The sequence below is a fragment of the Enterobacter cloacae complex sp. 309I3 genome (assembly GCF_050031595.1).
GTDB classification, from domain to species: Bacteria; Pseudomonadota; Gammaproteobacteria; order Enterobacterales; family Enterobacteriaceae; genus Enterobacter; species Enterobacter cloacae.
Genome location: NZ_JBLGWI010000001.1, coordinates 699,887 through 717,236, shown reverse-complemented (window position 1 = coordinate 717,236; position 17,350 = coordinate 699,887). Strand labels below are relative to the sequence as shown.

The window sequence follows — 17,350 nt, the reverse complement described above, 5'->3', positions numbered from 1 at the left end:
GTGGCGCTGCGCTTACCGGGTCTACGGGAGGCCACAAATTCTGTAGGCCGGGTAAGCGCAGCGCCACCCGGCATTTACAATTAAGCCTGCTCTTTCGCGGCGGGTTTCGGCAAGAAACCTTCCAGCACGATTAACGCCGCACCGATACAAATTGCGCTATCGGCGAGGTTAAAGGTCGCAAAGTGCCAGTCGCCGACGTAGAAGTCGATCATATCGACCACAAAGCCATGCCACAGGCGATCGAACAGGTTACCTAATGCGCCGCCAATGATCAGCGCATAGGCGATGTTGTTCAGCTTTTGCGTCGCTTTCGAACGGTACATCAGCACCGCCAGCACCACACAGATACCGATAGCAATACCCGCAAAGAACCAGCGCTGCCAGCCACCGCTGTCAGCAAGGAAGCTAAACGCCGCACCGTAGTTACGCGCATAGTGCAGGTTAAGCGACGGGAACAGCGGAACCGTATCCCCCAGAGCGAAGTTCTGGAGGATCAGGAACTTGCTGCCCAGATCAATAATCAGCACCACCACAACCAGCCACAGCCAGCGCAGTCCTGTTGAACAGAGAGTTTTACTCATCAGGCAAACTTACGTTTTTCGCCGTCACCGGCGACGTTGCTTACACAGCGTCCGCAGATGTCTGCGTGTTCCGCCACCTGGCCGACATCGGTGGTGTAGTGCCAGCAGCGCGGGCACTTCTCACCTTCGGCTTTGCTCAGTGCGACTTTTAGTCCTTTAAGCAGTTCGCTCTGCTGAGCATCAGCAGAAGCGTCGGCATAATCCGCAACTTTCGCCCCAGAGGTCAACAGGACAAATCGTAATTCATCGCCCAGCGCCGTCAGTTTGGCCGCCAGCTCAGGTTCTGCGTACAGGGTCACTGCCGCTTCCAGAGAACCACCGACTTTCTTGTCAGCACGCGCCTGTTCGATGACCTTGTTCACTTCGCCACGCACTTTCAGCAGCTCGTCCCAGAAGGCATCGTTCATCGCTTCGGTACTGGAGAGATCGAACAGACCTTCGTACCACTCGCCGGTGAAGACATACTTCTCACGCTCACCTGGCAGGTAGCCCCAGATTTCATCCGCGGTGAAGGACATAATTGGCGCCATCCAGCGCACCAGTGCTTCTGCGATGTGATACAGCGCAGTCTGGCAGCTACGACGCGCCACGCTGTCCGCTTTCGCGGTGTACTGGCGATCTTTGATGATGTCGAGGTAGAACGAGCCCATCTCGATGGAGCAGAAGCGCATCAGGCGCTGCACCACTTCATGGAAGTCGTAAGACTCATATGCCTTAACGATATCTTCCTGCGCCGCTTTCGCACAGCCCACCGCCCAGCGATCCAGCACCACCATCTCTTCCGGTTTCACCATGTCTTTTGCCGGATCGAAACCATTCAGGTTCGCCAGCAGGAAGCGCGCGGTGTTACGGATACGACGATAGCTGTCGGCAGCACGTTTCAGGATCTCATCTGATACCGCCATTTCGCCGGTATAGTCGGTAGATGCCACCCACAGACGCAGAATGTCTGCGCCCAGTTTGTTCATCACGTCCTGCGGAGAAACGGTATTACCGATAGATTTGGACATCTTACGGCCCTGACCATCGACGGTGAAACCGTGGGTCAGTACCTGACGGTAAGGTGCTTTACCTTTCATGGCGGTGGAGATCATCAGGGATGACATGAACCAGCCACGGTGTTGGTCAGAACCTTCCAGATACATATCAGCCGCGTGACCGGCAAACTCAGGACGCACGTCAACCACGGAGGCGTGAGTAGACCCGGAGTCGAACCACACGTCCAGAGTATCTGGCACTTTCTCGTAGTTGTCCGCGTCAGCGCCCAGGATATCGCGGGCGTCGAGATCCCACCACGCCTGAATGCCATCAACTTCAACACGCTTCGCCACTTCTTCCATCAGTTCCAGCGTGTTCGGGTGCAGTTCGTGCGTCTCTTTATGCACGAACAGCGACATCGGCACGCCCCAGGTGCGCTGACGGGAGATACACCAGTCAGGACGGTTAGCCACCATGGATTCAATACGCGCCTGGCCCCAGTCCGGGATCCACTGCACGCCTTTGATCTCTTTCAGAGACTGCTCGCGCAGGCCTTTCTGATCCATGCTGACGAACCACTGTGGGGTTGCACGGAAGATAATCGGTGTCTTGTGACGCCAGCAGCACGGGTAGCTGTGCTGCATTTTCTCAACGTGTAACAGCGCGCCGCGCTCACGCAGCATCTCCACGATGATGTCGTTCGCTTTGAAGACGTTGATACCGTCCAGCGATGGATACGTACCAGGCAGGTATGATCCGTCCGGACCAACCGGGTTCGCGATTTCCAGACCATATTTCAGGCTGATGTTGTAGTCGTCAGGACCGTGACCACCGGCGGTATGTACTGCACCGGTACCGGCTTCCAGCGTCACGTGGTCGCCCAGGATTGCCGGAACGTCGAAGTCCAGGAACGGGTGTTTGAAACGCATCAGCTCAAGCGCGTCGCCCTTCACGGTGCCCAGCACGGTGTAGTCGGTGATGTTCGCGCGTTTCAGCACGCTTTCCACCAGATCTTTCGCCAGGATCAGCGCCTGACCGTCAATCTGAACCAGTGCATATTCGAACTCACCGGAGAGGGAGATTGCACGGTTAGCAGGCAGCGTCCATGGGGTGGTGGTCCAGATAACCAGCGAGATCGGGCCGCTTACGCCCGGCAGGCCGAATTTACCTTTGATCGCATCCTGATCGACCGCTTCGAAGGCCACGTCGATTGAAGGCGAGGTTTTGTCGTAATACTCAACTTCTGCTTCTGCCAGCGCAGAACGGCAGTCCACGCACCAGTGCACCGGCTTCGCGCCTTTGTGCAGGTGGCCATTGCCGATGATTTTACCCAGCGCACGGATGATGTTGGCTTCGGTTTTGAAGTCCATGGTCAGGTACGGATGCGACCAGTCGCCCAGCACGCCCAGACGAATAAAGTCTGCACGCTGGCCGTCAACCTGAGTGGCCGCGTATTCACGGCATTTCGCACGGAATTCCGCCGCGGTGAATTTCTCACCCGGCTTACCAAACTCCTGCTCAACTTTCAGTTCAATCGGCAGACCGTGGCAGTCCCAACCCGGAACGTAAGGCGAGTCATATCCCGCAAGTCCTTTGGACTTCACGATAATGTCTTTCAGAATCTTGTTTACAGAGTGACCAATATGAATGCTGCCATTCGCATATGGAGGGCCATCATGCAGAATGAAGGTTTTTTTGCCTTTCTTGGCTGCACGAATGATGCCGTACAGGTCATCATCGGTCCAACGCGCCAGCATTCCCGGTTCGCGCTTGGCGAGATCGCCGCGCATCGGGAACCCTGTTTCCGGCAAATTCAGGGTTGATTTATAGTCACTCATCAGATTCTCGGTTCCGTATTTATCACGTAGGCATTTAAGCCGGGTTCAAAGCCCAAAAAACTCGCGGGCCGTTAATTCATCTCGCGCGATTTGCGCTTTTAGTTCATCCAGCGAGGCAAATCGCTGCTCATTGCGTATTTTTTTACGCAGTATGACATCTATATGGCGACCGTAGAGGTCCATTACAACGTCCAGCAGATGCACTTCTAGCTGCTGCCGCACACCGGCGACCGTAGGACGTGTGCCAATATTGGCGACACCGTAAAAAGGTTTCTCGCCCAGTCCAGCCACTTCCACCGCATATACCCCTTTAACCGGGGAGACCTGACGACGCAGCGGTATATTCGCCGTCGGGAAACCTATCGTACGGCCCAGCGCATCGCCATGAACCACACGACCAGAAATGGTAAACGGATGCCCCAGCAAATTCTCTGCGGTTTCCAGTTCATCATTGGCCAGCGCCTGACGAACCGCCGTACTGCTGACGCGCACGCCACCTTCGCAAAAGGTCATCGCGCTGGTGACGTCAAAACCATATTCCAGGCCAGCCTTCTGTAATAGCAAGAAATCGCCCTGACGACCAGCGCCAAAGCGGAAATCATCACCCACGGCGAGAAACTGCACGCCAAGGCGCTTGACCAACAGGTCGCTGACGAAATTTTGTGCTGTCAGCGCGGCAAAACGACGATCAAAACGGACACACAATACGTAGTCCACACCGGACTGTGCCAGATAGCGCAACTTCTCGCGCAGGCGAGTAAGTCGGGCAGGCGATTTATCGCCCGCGAACAGTTCCAGCGGCTGCGGCTCGAAAATCATCACTACCACGGGCAGGCCACGTGCCTCCCCTTCTTTACGCAATCCCTGCAACAGCGCCTGATGCCCACGATGCACGCCGTCGAAATTACCAATGGTCAGCACGCACCCGTGGGGGGCTTTGCTGAGATTATGTATGCCGCGTATCAGCTTCATGTCTGGCTCAAAACAGTGAAAATCGCCAAAGTATACCTTGTACAGCGATTAAGGTTAACCGACGATTGTCTGCACAAAACAGAAAGCCGTAATGATTTCATCATGCTGACCTTTCACAGCAAAAAAATCTGTCCGGGAACTGCGATTTTTATGCCGAAAAGCTGTATTCACGAAAGACAAGCTGGTAGAATCCTGCGCCATCACTACGTAACGTAGCGTCGCTAATTAACGGCGCTTATTTGCACAAATCCATTGACAAAAGAAGGCAAAGAGGGCATATTCCTCGGCCTTTGAATTGTCCACATAGATCATATTTGGGAGTTGGACTTGGCTAATATCAAATCAGCTAAGAAACGTGCCGTTCAGTCTGAAAAGGCTCGTAAGCACAACGCAAGCCGTCGCTCTATGATGCGTACTTTCATCAAGAAAGTATACGCAGCAATCGAAGCTGGCGACAAAGCTGCAGCGCAGAACGCATTTAACGAAATGCAACCAATCGTGGATCGTCAGGCTGCTAAAGGTCTGATCCACAAAAACAAAGCAGCGCGTCATAAAGCAAACCTGACCGCGCAGATCAACAAACTGGCTTAATCGCCGCTTGTTGTTGCTTGTTTAAAGAACCCGCTTAACGCGGGTTTTTTTATACCTTCAGTTTGCTGGCGGGGTAAACAGCGCCGAGTAGTCGCGGTTACAGATACGCTGCACCGCCGGGTGTTGAATCATCCTTTCGGCGAAGATGGCGTGGTACTCCTCCATGACGTTATCGACTCTGCCAATCTCGGTAATCTTGTTATCCGAATAGAGATCGTGCATGTACAGCGTCGGCGCAACAAAGATTGCGTTGTGCGCCTCACCAAACGCTTTCATCAGTGCTGCATCATCGAACTCACCCAGGATCTCCACGTTTAGCCCCTGAGAGTTAAACCAGTTCTGCAGCTTACGCCCCAGCATGGAGCGCCTTCCCGGCACCAGTAAGCGGCGTTCTTCCAGACAGGCAGGGAACGGTTTTTCCGGAGGCGGGTTGATGCACCAGAAGCTTACCCCGCATTCACCAATCTTGACCGAGAACAGCCCCTCCTGCTGCGTGGAGTCGATGGGGCAATCCGAGATAATCATATCCAGCTTATGCTGGCTCAACTGCTCCAGCAGCATTTCGTGTGTGGATTCAAAACAGCGCAAATGGATCTGCTCGTCTTCAACCACCGCCGCATCCAGCACGCCGCTCACCAGCCGTTTCGAGAGGGCATCCGCCACGCCCACGTCAAACAGCAAATTAGACTCTTTGCGGTAGTTGACGATATCCAGCATCTCCTGGCTCAGGGTAAACATCTTGTCCGCATAGCGAAAAACCAGTTCACCCAACTCGCTTGGCTCTATGCCACGTCCTTTACGCTTGAACAGCTTGCCTTGGAGGCGTTCTTCCAGAGCTTTGATTTGCCCGGTGATAGTTTGTGGCGTCAGAAAAAGAGCTTCTGCCGCCCCTACCACCGAGCCTTGTTTGTAAACATGCCAGAAATAATAAAGATGGTTGTAATTCAAATGAGACATCGCGTCTTCTCTCCCTGAGTGTATCGGGAGAAGAATGACCTCCTCCCGGTTTTCCGTTATGCCTGGACGGCCTGCCCGGACAACTTCACCTTCAATAAGGTATAACCAATAACTGCGGCCAGTAATGAACCGATAAGAATGGCGAGTTTTGCCCAGATAATCAGCTCAGGCGCGTTTGCACCAAATGCCAGCGTCGAGATAAAGATCGACATGGTAAATCCGATACCGCACAGCACGCCGACCGCCATAATCTGACCAAATGTTGTGCCGTTCGGCAACGATGCCAGCTTAAGCTTCAGCGCCAGCCAGCAGAACAGGCTGATCCCCAGCGGTTTACCAATAAACAGCCCGGCAATAATACCCAGCGGCAGCACGGAAGTGAGCCCCTCCAGCGTAACCCCTCCCAGGGAAACGCCCGCGTTGGCAAACGCAAACAGCGGCAGGATCATAAAGGCGACCCACGGGTGCAGCACATGCTCCAGTTGTTTGGCGGGTGATTTACCCTCCTGCGGCTTAAGCGGCACAAAGAAGCCGACGATCACCCCGGCCAGCGTGGCATGGACACCCGATTTCAGCACCGCCGTCCACAACACCATCCCCACAAGGATGTAAATTCCAATGCGACGGACATTGAAAATGTTCAACAGCGCCAGGACAGCAATCGCCCCTGCTGCCACGCTCAGCGACAGAATCGACAGATCGCTGGTGTAGAACAGCGCGATAATGACGATAGCCCCCAGGTCATCAATGATCGCCAGCGCCATCAGGAAGATTTTCAGTGCAACCGGAACCCGGCTCCCGAGCAACGCTAAAACGCCAAGCGCAAACGCGATATCCGTTGCCGCCGGGATCGCCCACCCGTCACGCGCAACAGGATCCTGCCAGGCAAACGCGAGGAAGAGCAGCGCCGGAACGACCATCCCGCCAATGGCGGCGATCACCGGAAATGCTGCGCGCTGGCGGCTGGCTAACGAGCCCATCACCAGCTCACGTTTCACCTCAAGCCCCACCAGCAGGAAGAACACCGCCATCAGCGCATCGTTGATCCACAGCAGCATGTTCTTGTTAATTTCCAGCGCGCCGACCTTAAGCTCGACGGGCGTTTCCAGAAATGCGTGATAGAGATCGCGCGTCATGCCCATGTTGGCGAGCAGCATCGCGGCCGCAGCAGCAATAATCAGGATCACGCCGCCGGATGCTTCACTGCTAAAGAAACGGTGTAGTAATTTCACGTTAATTCTCTCTTTTACAACAATACCTCGATAAAACCATAATATCAGCGCAAACAAATCGGTAAAAACAGATTAATATTGAATATATACTCAGTTTAACCGAGCTTTCGAACAAGAAACAAAAAACCCGGAATCGCTTCCGGGTTTTTAAAGGATAGTTACCAGCTAACGATTTAGCGGGTCAAATCATCGAAGAATTTTTTGACGCCATCGAAGAAGCTTTTGGAGCGTGGGCTGTTTTTCTCACCCGTCGGGCCGCCAAAGCTTTCCTGCAGCTCTTTTAACAGCTGCTTCTGCTTGTCGTTCAGGCCAACCGGGGTTTCAACCACCACGCGGCACAGCAGGTCGCCCTGCGCACCACCGCGAACGGATTTCACGCCTTTACCGCGCATGCGGAACAGCTTACCGGTCTGCGTTTCGCCTGGGATTTTCAGGTTCACGCGCCCATCCAGTGTAGGCACTTCAATTTCGCCACCGAGCGCTGCCATAGCAAAGTTGATCGGGACTTCACAGTAGAGGTTGTTGCCTTCACGCTCAAAGATAGCGTGCTGTTTCACCTGCACCTGAACGTACAGATCGCCTGCTGGTGCGCCGTGCTCACCTGCTTCGCCTTCACCTGCCAGACGGATGCGGTCACCCGTATCTACGCCAGCCGGGATTTTAACGGACAGGGTTTTGGTTTTCTCAACGCGACCGTGGCCGTGGCATTTGGTGCATGGATCTTTAATCAGCGTCCCACGACCATGACAGTGCGGACACGCCTGCTGGACGGCGAAGAAGCCCTGACGCATCTGCACCTGACCGGAACCGTGACAGGTTGGACAGGTTTGTGGCTGCGTACCCGCTTTCGCACCGCTGCCATGGCAAACGTCACACTCTTCCAGCGTCGGGATACGGATCTCTTTGGTGACACCGCGAACGGCCTCTTCCAGCGTCAGCTCCATGTTGTAGCGCAGATCCGCACCACGCGCTGCGCGTTGACGACCGCGGCCACCACCGAAGATATCGCCGAAAACATCGCCAAAGATATCGCTGAAATCAGCGCCGCCGCCAAAGCCGCCGCCACCGAATCCACCGCCACCCATGCCGCCCTGTTCAAAGGCTGCGTGACCGTACTGGTCATAGGCCGCACGTTTTTGTGCATCGGTCAGGACTTCGTAGGCTTCTTTGATCTCTTTAAATTTAGCTTCAGCCTCTTTGTCACCCTGGTTGCGATCCGGGTGGAATTTCATGGCCAGGCGCTTATACGCCTTTTTGATTTCACGCTCTTCCGCAGTTTTCGGAACGCCTAAAATCTCGTAATAGTCTTGCTTTGCCATTGGTTTTTTTAAGCCCCTTAACATGCGAGCACGGGCGTGGAGAGTTCTCCTACGCCCGTGCCGATTAATTACCCTGCATCAGGGCGATTATTTTTTGTCTTTAACTTCTTCGAACTCAGCGTCGACAACGTCGTCGTCTTTCGCGTTGTTCGCTGAAGCGTCAGCGCCTGCCTGCTGCTGGGCATGCTGCTGCTGAGCGATTTCCATCAGCTTCTGAGAAGCCTGTGCCAGCTCCTGCATCTTCGCTTCGATATCCGCTTTGTCTTCGCCTTTCAGAGACGTTTCCAGCGCGCTCAGTGCAGCTTCGATAGCAGTTTTGTCTTCCGCTGGCAGTTTATCGCCTGCTTCTTCAACCTGCTTACGAGTGCTGTGCAGCAGATGGTCACCCTGGTTACGGGTCTGAACCAGTTCTTCGAACTTACGGTCAGATTCCGCGTTGGCTTCCGCTTCACGAACCATTTTCTGGATCTCTTCCTCGTTCAGACCGGAAGAGGCCTTAATGGTGATCTTCTGCTCTTTACCGCTGTTTTTGTCTTTCGCGGAAACGTGCAGAATACCGTCAGCATCGATATCGAAGGTCACTTCGATCTGCGGCATGCCGCGTGGTGCCGGGTTAATACCATCCAGGTTGAACTGACCCAGAGATTTGTTATCAGACGCACGCTTACGCTCACCCTGCAGCACATGGATGGTTACCGCAGACTGGTTATCTTCAGCGGTAGAGAACACCTGGCTGTGCTTGGTTGGGATGGTGGTGTTTTTGCTGATCAGCGCCGTCATTACGCCACCCATGGTCTCGATACCCAGAGACAGTGGGGTAACGTCCAGCAGCAGAACGTCTTTAACATCACCGGTCAGCACGCCGCCCTGAACCGCAGCACCAATTGCCACTGCTTCATCCGGGTTAACGTCTTTACGTGGTTCTTTACCAAAGAATTCAGCCACTTTCTTCTGAACCATCGGCATACGGGTCTGGCCACCAACGAGGATAACGTCGTTGATATCAGACACGGACAGGCCAGCATCCTGCAGTGCAACTTTCAGTGGCTCGATAGAACGGTTCACCAGGTCTTCTACCAGGCTTTCCAGTTTCGCACGGGTCACTTTGATGTTCATGTGCTTAGGACCGGTCGCGTCTGCAGTAATGTACGGCAGGTTCACGTCGGTCTGCTGAGCGGAAGAGAGTTCGATCTTCGCTTTCTCAGCGGCTTCTTTCAGGCGCTGCATAGCCAGCGGGTCGTTACGCAGGTCAATGCCCTGATCTTTCTTAAATTCGTCAACGAGATAGTTGATCAGACGGGTATCGAAGTCTTCACCACCCAGGTGCGTATCACCGTTGGTTGCCAGAACTTCGAAGGTTTTTTCGCCGTCTACTTCGTCGATTTCGATAATAGAGATATCGAAGGTACCACCACCCAGGTCGTAAACCGCGATAGTACGGTTGCCAACTTCTTTATCCAGACCGTAAGCCAGAGCAGCAGCGGTTGGTTCGTTGATGATACGTTTTACTTCCAGACCTGCGATACGGCCAGCATCTTTAGTTGCCTGACGCTGAGCATCGTTGAAGTACGCAGGAACGGTGATAACTGCTTCAGTTACCGGCTCACCCAGGTAATCTTCTGCGGTTTTCTTCATTTTTTTCAGCACTTCAGCAGAGATCTGAGGTGGTGCTGTTTTGGTGCCTTTCACATCAAGCCATGCATCGCCGTTATCTGCTGCGATGATTTTGTAAGGCATGATAGAAACGTCACGCTGAACTTCTTCGTCCTGGAAGCGGCGGCCAATCAGGCGTTTAATCGCAAACAGGGTGTTTTGCGGGTTCGTCACTGCCTGACGTTTAGCCGGCTGACCAACCAGAGTTTCACCATCCTGGGTATAGGCAATGATAGAAGGCGTGGTGCGATCGCCCTCGGCGTTCTCCAGCACACGTGCAGTAGTGCCATCCATAATCGCTACACAAGAGTTGGTAGTACCCAGGTCGATACCAATAATTTTACCCATCTAAACGTCTCCACTAAAAATTCAGTCAACATGTGGTTGTGTACCTGTAATAAGGGCAGAACGTGCTTTTTCAACTGCCCAGATTTGATTTTTTTCAGGTCCACACACTGCGGTTGCTTACAAGATGGGGTCGCAACGTCATCCATCAAGGGGGGAAGGATAAAAAAAATTTTAATTTCACCCTGACGAGATCATAGACGGCATCGTTTGCGCCCATTATGATGCCGCGCCCCTTCAGGGAGTACTGTCGCGGGTTTAACCATTTCACCATATTAATGATGATTTTTTTGAGGACTTATGGGCAACACTAAGTTGGCTAATCCGGCTCCGCTGGGCCTGATGGGTTTTGGCATGACCACCATTCTGCTGAACCTGCACAACATCGGGATGTTCCCGATGGATGGCATTATCCTGGCGATGGGCATTTTTTACGGCGGTATCGCGCAAATCTTCGCGGGCCTGCTGGAATATAAGAAAGGCAATACCTTCGGCTTAACCGCCTTTACCTCTTACGGTTCCTTCTGGCTGACCCTGGTCGCCATTCTGCTGATGCCTAAAATGGGCCTGGCAGAGGCGGCAAACGCCCATTTCCTGGGCGTTTACCTGGGCCTGTGGGGTGTCTTAACCCTGTTCATGTTCTTCGGCACCCTCAAGGGTAACCGCGCACTGCAGTTTGTCTTCCTGAGCCTGACCGTGCTGTTCGCCCTGCTGGCGATTGGTCATCTGGTGGACAACGAAGGCATCGTTCACGTTGCAGGCTGGATTGGTCTGGTTTGCGGCGCAAGCGCTATCTACCTGGCAATGGGTGAAGTGCTGAACGAGCAGTTTGACCGCACCATTTTACCGATTGGTGAAAAACACTGATCCCTCTGTCGTGTCCGCCTCGCGGGCACGACATTCTCCCATCTGGCGAAGCCAAATCCCCAACACCAGCCCCATCAGCGACAACGCCAGCACATACCAGGCAGGTGCCAGCGGTGACACGCCCATCAATACCGTAACCGCAATCGGCGTCAGTCCACCGAAGATGGCATATGAAACATTGTATGAGAATGAGATGCCGGTGAAGCGGACTTCTGGCGGGAAGGCCCGAACCATCACATAAGGCACCGCCCCCACCACGCCAACGCACAGCCCTACCACGCCGTATAAAAGGAACAGCTGTTCAGGATGACTCCCGGCCAGATGGTAAAACGCCCAGCTTGAGCCCGCCAGTAACAGGCTGCCAACGATAAAGGTTACGCTGGCACCGAAACGATCCGCAGCCAGCCCGGCGGCCAGGCAGCCGAAGCAGAGCATAACCGTGGCGATACTGTTCGCCTGTAAGGTCACCGCCGGGGCAAAGCCGTACTGCTTTTGCAGCCAGACCGGCGACATCAAAATCACCACCACAATGCCTGCCGAGAGCAACCAGGTAAGCAGCATCGACACCACCACCGCTTTTTTATGACGCACCACGACGGCTTTAACGGGCAACTCTTGTGCCAGCGCTTTGCGCTGCTGCATTTCGAGGAAAATCGGGGTCTCCTGGAGCCAACGGCGCAGGTACATCGCCACCAGGCCAAACGCCCCGCCCAGCAGGAACGGCAGACGCCAGCCCCAGTCGTGTACGGCCTGTTGCGTCATGCTGGTATTCACAATTGTCGCGACGACGGAACCGAGCAAAATCCCCACCGTTAGCCCCGCGGTTAAGGTTCCGCAGGCGATACCAATGCGGCGCGCCGGAACATGCTCCGCGACAAACACCCACGCTCCCGGCACTTCACCGCCGATGGCCGCCCCCTGAAGAATACGCATCAGCAGCAACAATAACGGGGCGAGAATGCCCATCGAGGCGTAGGTTGGCAGCAGACCAATGGCCAACGTCGGCACGGCCATCAGCAGGATACTGAGGGTAAACATCTTTTTGCGCCCGACAAGATCGCCAAAGTGCGCCATCACAATCCCACCAAGAGGACGCGCCAGATACCCGGCAGCAAAAATACCGAAGGTTTGCACCTGACGCAGCCATTCCGGGATATCCGCCGGGAAGAACAACTCCCCCACCACAGCGGCAAAGAAAACAAAGATGATGAAATCGTAAAACTCCAGCGCGCCGCCCAGTGCCGCGAGCGTGAGCGTTTTGTAGTCCTGTCGATTCAGAGGTCGGGTGTTATGTGACATAGCGAACCATTTAGCGTGTGTTGTGGAATTATTATTACAGCTATCGTAAAGAAAAAATTACTATACCGTAAAACTTTTAGCACACCACAGCAGCTTCAGCTAATGTCACATAATGATTATTTTCAGGAGATTGTTTCGCGGCGTGCGCTTTTAGGACGAAATGCTGCTACTACTTTGTCGTCGGTTTCGACATACGGCCCGTCCAGTAGCTGTATACAATACGGTACACTTGCAAAGATCCCATGGACGATCACGCTGCCGTCATCCGCTTTTAACCCTTCCAGCGTCTCTTTGATCGACTTAGGCTGGCCCGGCAGATTCAGGATCAGCGCCTGCTTGCGAATCACCCCCACCTGACGGGAGAGGATCGCCGTTGGAACAAAGTGCAGGCTAATCTGGCGCATCTGTTCACCGAAGCCCGGCATTTCACGGTCAGCTATAGCAAGCGTAGCATCTGGTGTCACATCACGACGTGCAGGACCGGTTCCGCCGGTGGTCAGCACCAGGTGGCAGCTCATCTCATCCACCAGCTCACACAACGTCTGCTCGATGATCGGCTGTTCGTCCGGGATCAGGCGGGTCTGGATTTCAAACGGGGTGGTCAGCGCGCTACCCAGCCACTCTTCAAGAGCAGGGATGCCTTTATCCTGATAAACACCGCTTGAGGCGCGGTCAGAAATCGACACTAAGCCGATGCGTAAGGTATTCATATCCATTCCATTCAAAAAGTACTGATTAAAGGGAATGATACACGCAGAGGGGAATTTCAGACAGAGTACGAAAGAAGTCGCGTGACCGGGAGCCCGGTCACGCAGAATGATTACAGCAGATCGCCGATCATTTTTTCCAGTTTTTCCTGGTCAATAGCAAACTTACGGATACCGTCAGCCAGTTTGTCTACCGCCATTGGATCCTGGTTGTGCTGCCACAGGAACTCGGATTCAGTGATACGCTCTGGACGCGCTTTCACTTCACCGGTGTAAGACAGTTTACGCTCGATGGTACCTTCGCTCTCAGCCAGCTCTTTCAGCAGCGCTGGTGCGATGGTCAGGCGGTCACAGCCAGCCAGTTCGATGATTTCGCCGACGTTACGGAAGCTTGCGCCCATAACAACGGTCTCATAACCGTGCTGTTTGTAGTATTCGTAGATTTCAGTCACGGAAATCACGCCTGGATCTTCAGACGCGGCGTACTCTTTCTTGTCGGTATTGGCTTTGTACCAGTCCAGAATACGACCCACGAACGGAGAAATCAGGTATACGCCCGCTTCCGCACATGCACGCGCCTGCGCGAAGGAGAACAGCAGCGTCAGGTTACAGTTGATACCGTCTTTTTCCAGCTGTTCAGCAGCGCGGATACCCTGCCAGGTAGAAGCCAGTTTGATCAGGATACGGTCATTGCTGATACCCGCATCGTTATACATTTTGATCAGACGTTTGGCTTTCGCGATAGACGCTTCGGTGTCGTAGGAGAGACGCGCATCCACTTCGGTAGAGATGCGGCCAGGAACCAGTTTAAGGATCTCCAGACCGATGTTCACTGCCAGTTTATCAGTGGCATCCACAACCTGCTGCGCGCGGTCGTTGCTCTGTGCTTTCGCCCAGGTCACGGCGTCGTCAATCAGTTTGCGATACTCAGGGATCTGCGCGGCGTTAAGGATCAGAGAAGGGTTAGTTGTGGCATCCTGCGGCTGGTACAGCTTCATTGCCGCGATATCTCCGGTGTCAGCTACGACAGTGGTGAACTGACGAAGGGAGGTCAATTTATCCGTCATGATAGTGTTTCTCTTTTAACGTGCCCTGGATAATTCACGCTACCGACAGCATGCCTGCAGCGGAAAAATGACAGGTTTACTTGTTAGGGGGATGTAACCGGTCTGCCCTGATGATAACACGACAGAGGGGTAGCGCAACCGCAGACAGTGCGCTTAGCCAATGTATGATAAACTCGGAATATTAAGAGGCAGCTACGTAACAGTACGCCCAATATGTGGTAGCGTTTACATCCTTACCCTGGCATCAACATGAGGGACGTTAATGCCTGATTTCTTTTTCTTTATTAACGAAGTGCTCTGGGGTTCGATAATGATATACCTGCTTCTGGCAGCAGGTATATGGTTTACGTTACGCAGCGGTTTTATCCAGTTTCGTTATATCCGCAAATTTGGCAGAAGTCTGAAAAACAGCGTCACGCCACAACCCGGTGGATTAACCTCGTTCCAGGCGCTGTGCACCAGCCTTGCGGCAAGGCTTGGCAGCGGTAACCTGGCGGGGGTCGCGCTGGCTATCAGCGCCGGTGGGCCGGGGGCGGTTTTCTGGATGTGGGTGACGGCAATTATCGGCATGGCAACGTCCTTTGCCGAATGCTCTCTCGCCCAGCTCTATAAAGAAAAAGATCATCATGGCCAGTTTCGCGGTGGCCCTGCCTGGTACATGGCGCGCGGCTTAGGGATGCGCTGGATGGGCGTGCTGTTCTCAGTTTTCTTGCTCGTCGCCTATGGCCTGATTTTCAACACCGTCCAGGCAAATTCTGTCGCCCATGCCCTGCGCTATGCCTTCGCCTGTCCGGAATGGCTCACCGGCGCGGGGTTAGCCCTCTGCATACTGCTGACCATCTCTACCGGTCTTAAGGGCACAGCCCGCCTGATGCAGTGGCTGGTTCCCATTATGGCCTTGCTCTGGGTTGCGGCCAGCCTGCTGGTCGCTGCGTTGCATATCGACCAGGTGCCAGATGTGATTGCGACCATTTTCAGCAGCGCCTTTGGCTGGCGTGAAGCGGCTTCGGGTGCGCTGGGCTATACCTTTAGCCAGGCGCTGATGGCGGGTTTTCAACGCGGTATGTTCTCTAACGAAGCCGGAATGGGGTCTACCCCCAATGCCGCGGCGGCGGCCGCTTCCTGGCCCCCTCACCCGGCCGCGCAAGGCATTGTGCAAATGATTGGCGTCTTCACGGACACGATTATTATCTGCTCCTCCAGCGCCATGATCTTGCTGCTGGCAGGCCCAATCTCTCACTCAACGGAAGCCGCCGGGATACAGCTTCTTCAGCAGGCGCTGGTGAACCTTACCGGTGGCTGGGGAGCGGGATTTGTTTCGCTCATTCTGCTGTTGTTCGCCTTCAGCTCAATGGTCGTCAATTACCTTTACGCCGAGAACAACCTCATTTTCCTGAAGCTCAACTCTCGCCCCATGCTCAACCTGTTGCGCCTGGGCATGTTGCTGATGGTCATCGTGGGTTCTCTGCTCAGCATGCCGGTGGTCTGGCAACTGGCGGACGTGATTATGGCGCTGATGGCGATCACCAACCTGACGGCGATTTTGCTGCTCTCGCCCGTAGTCACCCTCATCGCCCGGGACTACCTTCGCCAGCGCAAGCTGGGGGTTCCGCCGGTGTTTGACGCCTCGCGCTATCCCGAAATCAAGTCGCAGATTGCGCCCGGCACGTGGGATGATTTGCCGCGGCAATAACAGCTATCGATCAATTCAGGGCGATTTTTTGCTAAAGTCGCCTTAAATTTCCTGCAAGGACTGGATATGCTGATTCTGATTTCACCTGCAAAAACGCTCGACTACCAGAGCCCGCTCGCGACCGAGCGTTATACCCAGCCTGAACTGCTGGACTACTCGCAACAACTGATTCACGAGGCGCGTAAGCTCTCCGCGCCGCAAATCGCCTCTCTGATGAGCATCAGTGATAAGCTCGCCGATCTCAACGCGACCCGCTTCCATGAGTGGCATCCTGACTTTACTCCTGCGAATGCGCGCCAGGCGCTTCTGGCCTTCAAGGGCGATGTCTATACCGGCCTGCAGGCAGAAGAGTTCAGCGAAGCCGATTTCGATTTTGCCCAGCAGCATCTGCGTATGCTTTCAGGCCTGTACGGCGTGCTGCGCCCGCTGGATCTGATGCAGCCCTATCGTCTGGAGATGGGCATCCGCCTGGAAAACGCCAAAGGCAAAGATCTGTACCATTTCTGGGGCGACATTATCACCGATAAGCTGAACGCAGCCCTGCACGCGCAGGGGGATAACGTGGTGATTAACCTCGCCTCCGATGAATACTTCAAATCGGTGAAGCCGAAGAAGCTCAATGCGGAAATTATTAAACCGGTCTTCCTTGATGAGAAAAACGGCAAGTTCAAGGTCATCAGCTTCTATGCCAAAAAAGCGCGTGGCCTGATGAGCCGCTACATCATTCAAAACCGCCTGACGAAGCCAGAGCAGCTCACCGGATTCAACAGCGAGGGGTATTTCTTTGACGAGGAAGCGTCAGGGAAAGGGGAACTGGTGTTTAAGCGCCACGAACAGTAAAAAAACAACCCCGCCTGCTGGCGGGGTTTGTATTAGTGATGCTTCCAGTCCGGGCCTGGTCGGTGATCGTCGTGGCGGTGGTCATGACGATCGTCACGATCGCGATGCTCATCATGTGGACGCCAGTGGTTATCGCGCCATTCATAATGCGCCTTCCACCAGTCATGGTCGCGCCAGCGGCCGCCGTCCCAGTAATGGCCGTTATTATCCCGATCGCCAATCTGCAGTTTGACCGCCGGAACCAGGGTGATTTCGGATGCCTGTACCGCCATGGGAGCGACCAGCATCAGTGAAAGCGCAATCAGCGCAGGTTTCAGTTTAGACATCGGTGACTCCTTATGATTCTTGCCCAACGTGGGCCGATGTAAGGAGATTACGTGAGGGGAACCGGGGATGTTATTCTCTGCAATC

General features: G+C 54.3%; 15 protein-coding genes and 1 pseudogene. 4 read left to right on the top strand and 12 right to left on the bottom strand.

Going from position 1 to position 17,350, the window contains the following annotated elements:
• Window positions 1–80 precede the first annotated feature (80 nt).
• From lspA to ACQG22_RS03420, 4 genes and pseudogenes are all read right to left on the bottom strand, one after another.
• Window positions 81–581 (bottom strand): signal peptidase II, encoded by a 501-nt coding sequence (gene lspA, locus ACQG22_RS03435; RefSeq protein WP_013095527.1) that lies wholly within the window; start codon window positions 579–581, stop codon window positions 81–83.
• Window positions 581–3,397 (bottom strand): isoleucine--tRNA ligase, encoded by a 2,817-nt coding sequence (gene ileS, locus ACQG22_RS03430; RefSeq protein WP_029882680.1) that lies wholly within the window; start codon window positions 3,395–3,397, stop codon window positions 581–583. The genes lspA and ileS overlap by 1 nt, the downstream gene beginning before the upstream one ends.
• 45 nt (window positions 3,398–3,442) lie before the next feature.
• Window positions 3,443–4,369, bottom strand: a complete 927-nt coding sequence (ribF, locus tag ACQG22_RS03425) for a bifunctional riboflavin kinase/FAD synthetase (RefSeq protein WP_020688470.1) — start codon at window positions 4,367–4,369, stop codon at window positions 3,443–3,445.
• Window positions 4,370–4,376: 7 nt separating this feature from the next.
• A pseudogene (locus tag ACQG22_RS03420) lies at window positions 4,377–4,595 on the bottom strand (DUF2575 domain-containing protein).
• Between the two features lie 101 nt (window positions 4,596–4,696).
• Between ACQG22_RS03420 and rpsT the strand changes: the two are divergent.
• Window positions 4,697–4,960: a 30S ribosomal protein S20 gene (gene rpsT, locus ACQG22_RS03415; RefSeq protein ID WP_003856458.1), complete on the top strand. Its 264-nt coding sequence runs from the start codon at window positions 4,697–4,699 to the stop codon at window positions 4,958–4,960.
• Between the two features lie 57 nt (window positions 4,961–5,017).
• Here rpsT and nhaR read toward each other — a convergent pair whose 3' ends face one another.
• The 4 genes from nhaR to dnaK form a co-directional block, all read right to left on the bottom strand.
• Window positions 5,018–5,917, bottom strand: coding sequence for a transcriptional activator NhaR (gene nhaR / locus ACQG22_RS03410; RefSeq protein ID WP_020688469.1), 900 nt, complete (start codon window positions 5,915–5,917; stop codon window positions 5,018–5,020).
• 56 nt (window positions 5,918–5,973) lie between these two features.
• A complete protein-coding gene (gene nhaA / locus ACQG22_RS03405; protein ID WP_013095522.1) occupies window positions 5,974–7,149 on the bottom strand; it encodes a Na+/H+ antiporter NhaA in 1,176 nt (391 codons plus the stop codon).
• A 173-nt stretch (window positions 7,150–7,322) separates the two neighbouring features.
• Window positions 7,323–8,468 (bottom strand): molecular chaperone DnaJ, encoded by a 1,146-nt coding sequence (gene dnaJ, locus ACQG22_RS03400; RefSeq protein WP_014830600.1) that lies wholly within the window; start codon window positions 8,466–8,468, stop codon window positions 7,323–7,325.
• Window positions 8,469–8,555: 87 nt separating this feature from the next.
• Window positions 8,556–10,469, bottom strand: coding sequence for a molecular chaperone DnaK (gene dnaK, locus ACQG22_RS03395; protein ID WP_013095521.1), 1,914 nt, complete (start codon window positions 10,467–10,469; stop codon window positions 8,556–8,558).
• A gap of 297 nt (window positions 10,470–10,766) precedes the next feature.
• Here dnaK and satP point away from each other — a divergent pair, with 297 nt between their 5' ends.
• Entirely contained in the window at window positions 10,767–11,333 is a 567-nt protein-coding gene (gene satP / locus ACQG22_RS03390) for an acetate uptake transporter (protein ID WP_369706570.1), read from the top strand.
• Here satP and ACQG22_RS03385 read toward each other — a convergent pair.
• The 3 genes from ACQG22_RS03385 to tal all read right to left on the bottom strand — a co-directional run bounded on the left by ACQG22_RS03385 (window position 11,310) and on the right by tal (window position 14,406).
• Complete coding sequence (locus ACQG22_RS03385; RefSeq protein WP_020688467.1) at window positions 11,310–12,632, bottom strand: MFS transporter; 1,323 nt, start codon at window positions 12,630–12,632, stop codon at window positions 11,310–11,312. The two genes, satP and ACQG22_RS03385, sit on opposite strands and share 24 nt — an antisense overlap.
• A 122-nt stretch (window positions 12,633–12,754) precedes the next feature.
• Complete coding sequence (mog, locus tag ACQG22_RS03380; RefSeq protein ID WP_013095516.1) at window positions 12,755–13,342, bottom strand: molybdopterin adenylyltransferase; 588 nt, start codon at window positions 13,340–13,342, stop codon at window positions 12,755–12,757.
• A gap of 110 nt (window positions 13,343–13,452) precedes the next feature.
• Window positions 13,453–14,406 (bottom strand): transaldolase, encoded by a 954-nt coding sequence (gene tal / locus ACQG22_RS03375; protein WP_013095515.1) that lies wholly within the window; start codon window positions 14,404–14,406, stop codon window positions 13,453–13,455.
• Window positions 14,407–14,668: 262 nt separating this feature from the next.
• Between tal and ACQG22_RS03370 the strand changes: the two genes are divergently transcribed.
• Together ACQG22_RS03370 and yaaA are read left to right on the top strand one after the other, a co-directional pair.
• Window positions 14,669–16,099, top strand: coding sequence for an alanine/glycine:cation symporter family protein (locus ACQG22_RS03370; RefSeq protein ID WP_114519200.1), 1,431 nt, complete (start codon window positions 14,669–14,671; stop codon window positions 16,097–16,099).
• Between the two features lie 66 nt (window positions 16,100–16,165).
• On the top strand, window positions 16,166–16,939 hold the full coding sequence (yaaA, locus tag ACQG22_RS03365) for a peroxide stress protein YaaA (protein WP_045292781.1): 774 nt from the start codon (window positions 16,166–16,168) through the stop codon (window positions 16,937–16,939).
• A gap of 32 nt (window positions 16,940–16,971) precedes the next feature.
• Here yaaA and ACQG22_RS03360 read toward each other — a convergent pair whose 3' ends face one another.
• Window positions 16,972–17,265: a DUF2502 domain-containing protein gene (locus tag ACQG22_RS03360; RefSeq protein ID WP_013095512.1), complete on the bottom strand. Its 294-nt coding sequence runs from the start codon at window positions 17,263–17,265 to the stop codon at window positions 16,972–16,974.
• Between the last annotated feature and the right edge of the window lie 85 nt (window positions 17,266–17,350).

Excerpts from the sequence above, each read along its gene's own strand:
- ACQG22_RS03370 (WP_114519200.1), top strand. The coding sequence starts at position 14,669 with ATGCCTGATTTCTTTTTCTTTATTAACGAAGTGCTCTGGGGTTCGATA.
- yaaA (WP_045292781.1), top strand. The coding sequence starts at position 16,166 with ATGCTGATTCTGATTTCACCTGCAAAAACGCTCGACTACCAGAGCCCG.
- ACQG22_RS03385 (WP_020688467.1), bottom strand. The coding sequence starts at position 12,632 with ATGTCACATAACACCCGACCTCTGAATCGACAGGACTACAAAACGCTC.
- ileS (WP_029882680.1), bottom strand. The coding sequence starts at position 3,397 with ATGAGTGACTATAAATCAACCCTGAATTTGCCGGAAACAGGGTTCCCG.
- ACQG22_RS03360 (WP_013095512.1), bottom strand. The coding sequence starts at position 17,265 with ATGTCTAAACTGAAACCTGCGCTGATTGCGCTTTCACTGATGCTGGTC.
- lspA (WP_013095527.1), bottom strand. The coding sequence starts at position 581 with ATGAGTAAAACTCTCTGTTCAACAGGACTGCGCTGGCTGTGGCTGGTT.
- tal (WP_013095515.1), bottom strand. The coding sequence starts at position 14,406 with ATGACGGATAAATTGACCTCCCTTCGTCAGTTCACCACTGTCGTAGCT.
- satP (WP_369706570.1), top strand. The coding sequence starts at position 10,767 with ATGGGCAACACTAAGTTGGCTAATCCGGCTCCGCTGGGCCTGATGGGT.
- mog (WP_013095516.1), bottom strand. The coding sequence starts at position 13,342 with ATGAATACCTTACGCATCGGCTTAGTGTCGATTTCTGACCGCGCCTCA.
- dnaK (WP_013095521.1), bottom strand. The coding sequence starts at position 10,469 with ATGGGTAAAATTATTGGTATCGACCTGGGTACTACCAACTCTTGTGTA.
- dnaJ (WP_014830600.1), bottom strand. The coding sequence starts at position 8,468 with ATGGCAAAGCAAGACTATTACGAGATTTTAGGCGTTCCGAAAACTGCG.
- nhaR (WP_020688469.1), bottom strand. The coding sequence starts at position 5,917 with ATGTCTCATTTGAATTACAACCATCTTTATTATTTCTGGCATGTTTAC.
- ribF (WP_020688470.1), bottom strand. The coding sequence starts at position 4,369 with ATGAAGCTGATACGCGGCATACATAATCTCAGCAAAGCCCCCCACGGG.